Annotated in this window: 8 protein-coding genes; 5 read left to right on the forward strand and 3 right to left on the reverse strand. The window is 44.3% G+C overall.

Going from position 1 to position 6634, the window contains the following annotated elements; genetic code table 11:
- Positions 1 to 69 precede the first annotated feature (69 nt).
- The gene (locus tag FW758_RS23880) at positions 70 to 2259 is read right to left on the reverse strand and encodes an OsmC domain/YcaO domain-containing protein (protein ID WP_446446744.1); all 2190 of its coding nucleotides are present in this window, start codon (positions 2257 to 2259) and stop codon (positions 70 to 72) included.
- A 259-nt stretch (positions 2260 to 2518) separates the two neighbouring features.
- Positions 2519 to 2749, reverse strand: a complete 231-nt coding sequence (locus tag FW758_RS23885) for a hypothetical protein (protein ID WP_006080209.1) — start codon at positions 2747 to 2749, stop codon at positions 2519 to 2521.
- A gap of 318 nt (positions 2750 to 3067) precedes the next feature.
- Between FW758_RS23885 and FW758_RS23890 the strand changes: the two genes are divergently transcribed.
- Positions 3068 to 4732: a methyl-accepting chemotaxis protein gene (locus tag FW758_RS23890; RefSeq protein ID WP_446446745.1), complete on the forward strand. Its 1665-nt coding sequence runs from the start codon at positions 3068 to 3070 to the stop codon at positions 4730 to 4732.
- Positions 4733 to 4962: 230 nt separating this feature from the next.
- Positions 4963 to 5142 (forward strand): DUF6435 family protein, encoded by a 180-nt coding sequence (locus FW758_RS23895; RefSeq protein WP_446446746.1) that lies wholly within the window; start codon positions 4963 to 4965, stop codon positions 5140 to 5142.
- A gap of 31 nt (positions 5143 to 5173) precedes the next feature.
- Here FW758_RS23895 and FW758_RS23900 read toward each other — a convergent pair whose 3' ends face one another.
- Complete coding sequence (locus tag FW758_RS23900; RefSeq protein ID WP_446446747.1) at positions 5174 to 5590, reverse strand: ribosome recycling factor family protein; 417 nt, start codon at positions 5588 to 5590, stop codon at positions 5174 to 5176.
- 317 nt (positions 5591 to 5907) lie between these two features.
- Between FW758_RS23900 and FW758_RS23905 the strand changes: the two genes are divergently transcribed.
- The 3 genes from FW758_RS23905 to FW758_RS23915 all read left to right on the forward strand — a co-directional run.
- Positions 5908 to 6153, forward strand: a complete 246-nt coding sequence (locus FW758_RS23905; RefSeq protein ID WP_006080205.1) for a DUF3297 family protein — start codon at positions 5908 to 5910, stop codon at positions 6151 to 6153.
- Positions 6154 to 6313: 160 nt separating this feature from the next.
- A complete protein-coding gene (locus FW758_RS23910; protein ID WP_347096890.1) occupies positions 6314 to 6511 on the forward strand; it encodes a hypothetical protein in 198 nt (65 codons plus the stop codon).
- 54 nt (positions 6512 to 6565) lie between these two features.
- A partial coding sequence (locus FW758_RS23915; protein WP_446446748.1) for a DUF2726 domain-containing protein occupies positions 6566 to 6634 on the forward strand: 69 nt, incomplete at its 3' end.

The following is a 6634-nucleotide window of genomic DNA, read 5'->3' on the forward strand; positions in this document are numbered from 1 at the left end:
GGCAGCCAACAAAAAGCGAACCCTAAGGTTCGCTTTTTTAATACGTAAAGCTATTGCCAAACAACAGACTTAATTTAGATCTTTTGCAGCTTTACGGGCTTGATGCAGCTTTTTATAGCTTTCAATCAATCTTAGATGTGGCTCAATGCCTTCGAGCTGCATGCTGGTCTTAGTCAGGCCATAAAAACGCACTTTACCTGTGACTGAGCCAACGACATTGTCCATCACTTCTTTACCGAACATGCGGTTGAAGTTGTGGATAAAATCATCAAGTTCTAACTCGTCATCTAAGGTCACTTCCAATACAGCATTCATGGCTTGGTAGAACAGGCCGCGTTTAACGGTATTGTCGTTAAACTGTAGGAACTCACCAACTAGCTCAATCGCGTCTTCGTGCGCACCGAGCGCCAAATAAATCAGGATCTTAAGCTCGATAATCGTGAGCTGACCCCAAACGGTATTTTCATCGAATACAATGCCGATTAAGGTGCGGATATCCGTGTAGTTATCGAGTTGGCTTTCTTCTAAACGATTAACCAAATTAACCAGCTGTTTAGTGCTTAACGAATGCAGATTTAGGATATCTTCACGGTATGCCAGCGCCTTGTTGGTATTATCCCAAATCAAGTCATCAACTGGATAAATCTCAGAGTAATCAGGTACTAAAATTCGACATGCCGATGCGCCTAAATCGGTAAACTCGGCGATATACACCTCTTTACCTAACGCTTCTAAGATGCCAAACAAACCGCTAGCCTCTTCTTCGCTGGTGCCAGAGAAATCCCATTCACAGAATTCATAATCGAATTTACTGCTAAAGAAGCGCCATGAAATCACCCCTGTTGAATCAATAAAGTGCTCAACAAAGTTTTCTGGCTCGCTGACCGCCATGCTATTAAAGGTCGGTTTTGGCACATCGTTTAAGCCTTCGAAGCTGCGGCCTTGCAGTAATTCAGTTAGGCTGCGCTCTAATGCCACTTCAAAGCTTGGGTGCGCGCCAAATGAGGCAAACACGCCGCCGGTTTTCGGGTTCATTAAGGTCACGCACATCACTGGGAATTGACCGCCGAGTGAGGCGTCTTTGACCACAACTGGGAAACCTTGCTCTTCTAAGCCGTTAATACCCGCGAGGATACTGGGATATTTTTCAAGTACCTGCATTGGTACATCTGGCAGAACAATTTCTTGCTCAATGATTTGGCGTTTAACTGCACGCTCAAAAATCTCTGACAGGCACTGCACATGCGCTTCTTGCAGGTTATTGCCCGCGCTCATACCGTTACTTAAAAACAGGTTTTCAATCAGGTTCGATGGGAAGTAAACCGTTTCACCGTCAGATTTACGGATGTAAGGAATCGCACAAATGCCGCGCTTAACATTACCTGAGTTGGTATCAATCAAGTGCGAACCGCACAGCTCGTCGTCTGGGTTATAAATCTCTAAACAATAGTCATCGAGAATACCCGCTGGCAACGCATCGTCTTCCTCTAACGCAAACCACTTTTCATTGGGATAATGTACAAATTCGCTATTAGCGATTTCGGTACCAAAGAATTGATCATTATAGAAAAAGTTGTTATTTAAACGCTCAATAAACTCGCCGAGTGCCGAGCACAGCGCGCTTTCTTTGGTCGCGCCTTTACCATTGGTAAAACACATTGGCGAAGCGGCGTCACGAATATGCAGTGACCACACGTTCGGCACTATGTTACGCCATGATGAGATCTCAATCTTCATTCCAAGATCGGCGAGCATTCCCGTCATATTGGCAATGGTCTGCTCCAGCGGCAGATCTTTACCCAGAATAAAGGTGCTCGATGCGCCATTAGGCTGGCCCATCAGCATGGCATTGGCGTCTGCGTCTAGTTTTTCAACGGTTTCAATCTTAAATTCTGGACCCGTTTGCACCACTTTTTTAACGGTACAACGATCAATTGAACGCAAAATACCTTCGCGATCTTTATCGGAAATATCTTCTGGCAATTCAACCTGAATTTGGAAAATCTGGTTGTAGCGATCTTCAGGATCGACAATATTGTTCTGCGACAGTCTAATGTTATCCGTTGGAATATCGCGTGCTTTGCAATACACCTTCACGAAATAGGCCGCACACAGGGCTGACGACGCTAAGAAATAATCAAACGGACTAGGAGCAGAACCATCACCTTTGTAGCGGATCGGTTGATCGGCGGTCACGGTAAAATCATCAAACTTGGCTTCAAGTCTAAGATTGTCGAGAAAATTAACTTTGATTTCCATTGAATATGATTTCCACTAAATATGCGAGTCTGTAGCAGCCCATCGACCAAATCGCATCATTGGTAATGAGTCATTAAGGGTGAATTATCGGTGTTTTTGGCCCATTAGTCTTGGGTTAATTATGTTAAAAACCACAATCGGGGCATTTGCGGCTTAGCTTAGTGGGTTGAATAGCAGGTTTGAGTTTGAACTGAGATTGAATAACAGGAAAACAAAGTAAGCTAATTAGTCGCTGAGTAAAACCAAGTGCAAGAACAAATTATTGATGTTTTTCAGTCTCTCGCTTAACCAACATAAAGGTTAAATACATTTTAGTCGGTAATGACAACGCCATGCCAAAGGCGACACACATGGCACTGAGAATAATCCCCTGCACGCCCATCGCTTCAACAGTGTCATTAAAATTATGCAGATAAATACCCAGCGCAATAAGACAAATACCCACACTAATGCAGATTTTCAGCGTTAAAATCAGCTTTTCATTCGTCACTGTCCGCCCTTACCCTTTGCCGCCATGTCGCTTTGCTACTGGTCCGCTGCAAATCAGATATCTGCTCAAGGTTTGCAAAATTCTAGCCGCCATTTGCATCAAGTTTAACTAATATAGTGAACGCATTTCCCCCAGAGAGCCTTGATTAAGATCAACGAAAGTAGCCCAATTTAAGGTGCACCCAACCCATGAGGCATAAGAAAAAAGCGTGCTTTTTGTCATTTACATTATATTTTTGTTAACTTAAGCACTTAAGAATATGGGAAATTAGCTATACTGCCCTGCAATAAAAGGATGTTCATCATGGAGTCGTCAAGCATGTCTAATTTCAGTTTACGTAATAAATTACTGCTGTTATCGCTATTCCCGTTAATCCTGACCCTGTGCATTCTCATGACAGTTTCTTACTATGTCGAACAAAGCGCCCTTGCAGATGAAGTCACGACCTTTAGAACTAAGCTTATCGGTGAACGTAAAACCCAAATAAAAGAAGCCACCGAAATTGCGGCCGGCATAGTGCAATATCAGTTGTCTTTAAAAGAAAATGGCAATGTGAACCAAGCGCTCCGTGATATCCGTTTTGGCAGTTCTGGTTACTTCTTTATTTACGACTCCCAAGGCAAAAACCTGTTCCATGCCGTCATGCCCAACCTCGAAGGGCAAAATAAAATTGATATGACAGATCCCCGCGGCACAAAAATCATTGTTGGTTTACTCGATGCTGCTAAAAGGGGCGACGGTAACTTCTCCTTCTATTTCCAAAAACCGAATACCAATGAGCAAATTGAGAAAATCGGTTACTCCATGATGATCCCTGGCACTGACTGGATGCTAGGCACGGGTGCTTATATCGATGATATCGACGCTGTCGTTGAGGATTATCGTGCAACAGTCACTGAGCAGATGATCGAAAAATCCTATGCCATTCTGTTAATTGCGCTGTTACTCGCCGCGATGACTGCCGCTGTTATTCTGATCACCGCCCAACGTATGGTCGCGCCAATTAAAAATATGGCAGACAATTTAAACGACATAGCCAAAGGCGAAGGCGATTTAACCAAACGTCTTATTGTGAAAGGTGAAGATGAAATTGCACAACTAGGCCAATCCTTTAACCTGTTTGTCGATAAACTGCAAACCATCATAGGCGATGTGGCAAACGCAACCGCTAAAGTTAAAAGCGCTGCCAACGCGATTCACGATCAAACCAAAGTGATGTCGAGCCAACTCATCAGCCATAACAATGAAACCGATCAAGTAGTTACTGCTATTACTGAAATGTCAGCTACCGCCAGCGAAGTAGCGCAAAATACCACGCAAGTGGCAGAAGCGACTCACGCTGCCACTGGCGATGTAGCCAATGCTCAGCGCTGCGTCGATGCGTCTTTAGAAGAAATTTCGGCACTCATGGCGCAAATCAATAATGCGGCGGGCAGCATTCAATCCTTGAGCGAACAATCTAAAAAAATCAACAATGTACTGTCAGTGATTGGCGGTATTGCTGAGCAAACTAACCTATTAGCATTAAATGCCGCCATCGAAGCGGCCCGCGCCGGAGAACAAGGTCGAGGCTTTGCCGTGGTGGCCGATGAAGTGCGTAACTTAGCGAGCCGAACGCAATCTAGCACGCTAGAAATCAATGAGATGCTGTCAGAACTGCACAAGCTTGTGGCGCTGGCGGTGAAAACGATGGAAGAAAGTCAGCAAAGCTGCGTACGCTCGGTAGACTCTTCTCGCGCAATCTCAGAAAGCCTAGGCTCAGTGACATCGGCGGTCACGGCCATTAACGACATGAGCACCCAAATTGCGACAGCGGCCACGGAACAAAGCTCTGTGACCGAAGAAATTAACCGCAACGTGTTCGCCATCCAAGAGATTGTGAATGAGTTACTCCATTCCAGCGAAGATGCTGCCAGAGTCAGCCAAACCGTATCACAAGAAGGCATTAACTTAGGTAAACTCGTCGGTCAGTTTAAGATTTAAAATATTTTCAATGGGTTGCAAGCTAAATAAGACATAGCAACCCATTGGTTTGCTGCAAATGTAACATAAAGTCTCTGCCTTGCTGAGGCCGGATGGCAGTGGAATTGAAGGATTGTGGATTGTGGATTGTGGATTAGAAGTTGAAGGCGCTACTTTTAATTTAAAAAAATAAAACTTAAATCCGCTTACCTACGTATACAACCCAAATACTCAACTCAGTAGAAGTGACCATGTTTTCAATCTTTAAGAAAAATCCCTTAAAAAAGTTAACTCAGCAATACAATGCAAAGCTTGAAGAAGCTATGCTTGCACAGAGAAAAGGCGATATTCGATCCTACTCAATGCTGACCGCTGAAGCCGAGCAAATTGAAAATCAAATAAAAGTGTTAGAAAAAGCAGCCAAGCAGTAGAGGCGCATAGCGAGAACGCGAAGCAAGCAAACTACCAAGAGTCGGCTTGAAAACGTGCCAATCTGGCCTCTGTGATAGTGCATTGCGTCAGTTGCATCAACTCACCTAAAGTGATCGCGGGATTGTCTGCGATAAGCCGAATCAACTTAGCGTCTAAGGGCTCTAGCTTGTCCGCATGTTGCAGCAAGGCCGTTTCCAACTTTTTGATAAGATAACCAAACTGGTCATCTTTAGCTGTTAACTGCTTCGCTGGCAACGACTCGACTTGTAAATGCGCACTGCAGGATTGGATCTTAATCGCCTCGCCCACCATGCACCAATTCCTCGAACGTCGCACACGCTTAAGCTCGCAATCATATTGGATTGCAATCGCTTGAGCTTGTTTAACCGCCTCCCGCCCAATTCGATGAATAAGCGAGGGCAGCGAGATACTAATGTCGTCGTTCATAACTCTTGATTAATAACTCTGATTAATAGCTGTTGGATAATCGCTGTTGATCTATAGCCGATCGTTTAGAACTGTTAATTTATCGCAGATTTTCATGGCTATAGGGTAAAGTCTGCTCGACTTAACATTCAAGCGCCAGAAAATACCACGCGCGAAAGTGTAGCACTGTATCCTCGCAGGCTAATAAGGTTGACGAACAGATACCGCCATACTTATCCATGCTGCGCAATCAGTCACAGTTAAAGTCTTGAGCGTTGCGCTGGGATTGCCTACAATAGCGCACGCTTTTTCACTATAGACAATGACAGATCACGACCATGACCGACACAACATCATTACCTGCTTTACCGGATCGCCTTTCCGTTAACCCACGCAGCCCACACCATGTGGCAGAAATTTTCGAGCACGATATCGGTATTAAGCTCAACGGCAAAGAGCGTTTTGATGTCGAAGAATATTGCATCAGTGAAGGTTGGGTAAAAGTACCAAGCAAATCCTTAGACCGTCGCGGCCAACCTCTTTTATTGACAGTAAAAGGCACAGTTGAAGCGTTTTATCGTTAAGACGTGTGCGTACCGATAATACCGGTATTGCTGTAGATGTAGTGGCCAACAAGATTTGGTCACTACACTCAACGACTCATTATTTTGGACATTACAGTGTAAGCAACTCACGGATTGGATGCTTAGCAAGTCACAATGACAATACTCAAACAAGGATGTAATGATGAATTCAAATCAGTTAATACTTATCGGGCTGGGTTTTGCACTTATCATTTTAGTACCGCTACTCTTACGCATTTTCAGCAATCTGCTTGTCCCATCTTCTGATAATACCTATCGCTACCGTAAACAAGACGCCCTATTTTCCAGTGCTGAACGCTCCTTCCTCGGGATATTAGATCAAGCCGTGGGCGACTAATACCGAATACTCGGTAAAGTGCGCATCGCCGACGTTATCACTCCAGAAAAAGGCATGAACCGCAGACATTGGCAAATCGCCTTTAATAGAATTTCAGCCAAGCACTTCGATTACTTACTCTGC

Source organism: Shewanella sp. 1180_01 (assembly GCF_052850535.1).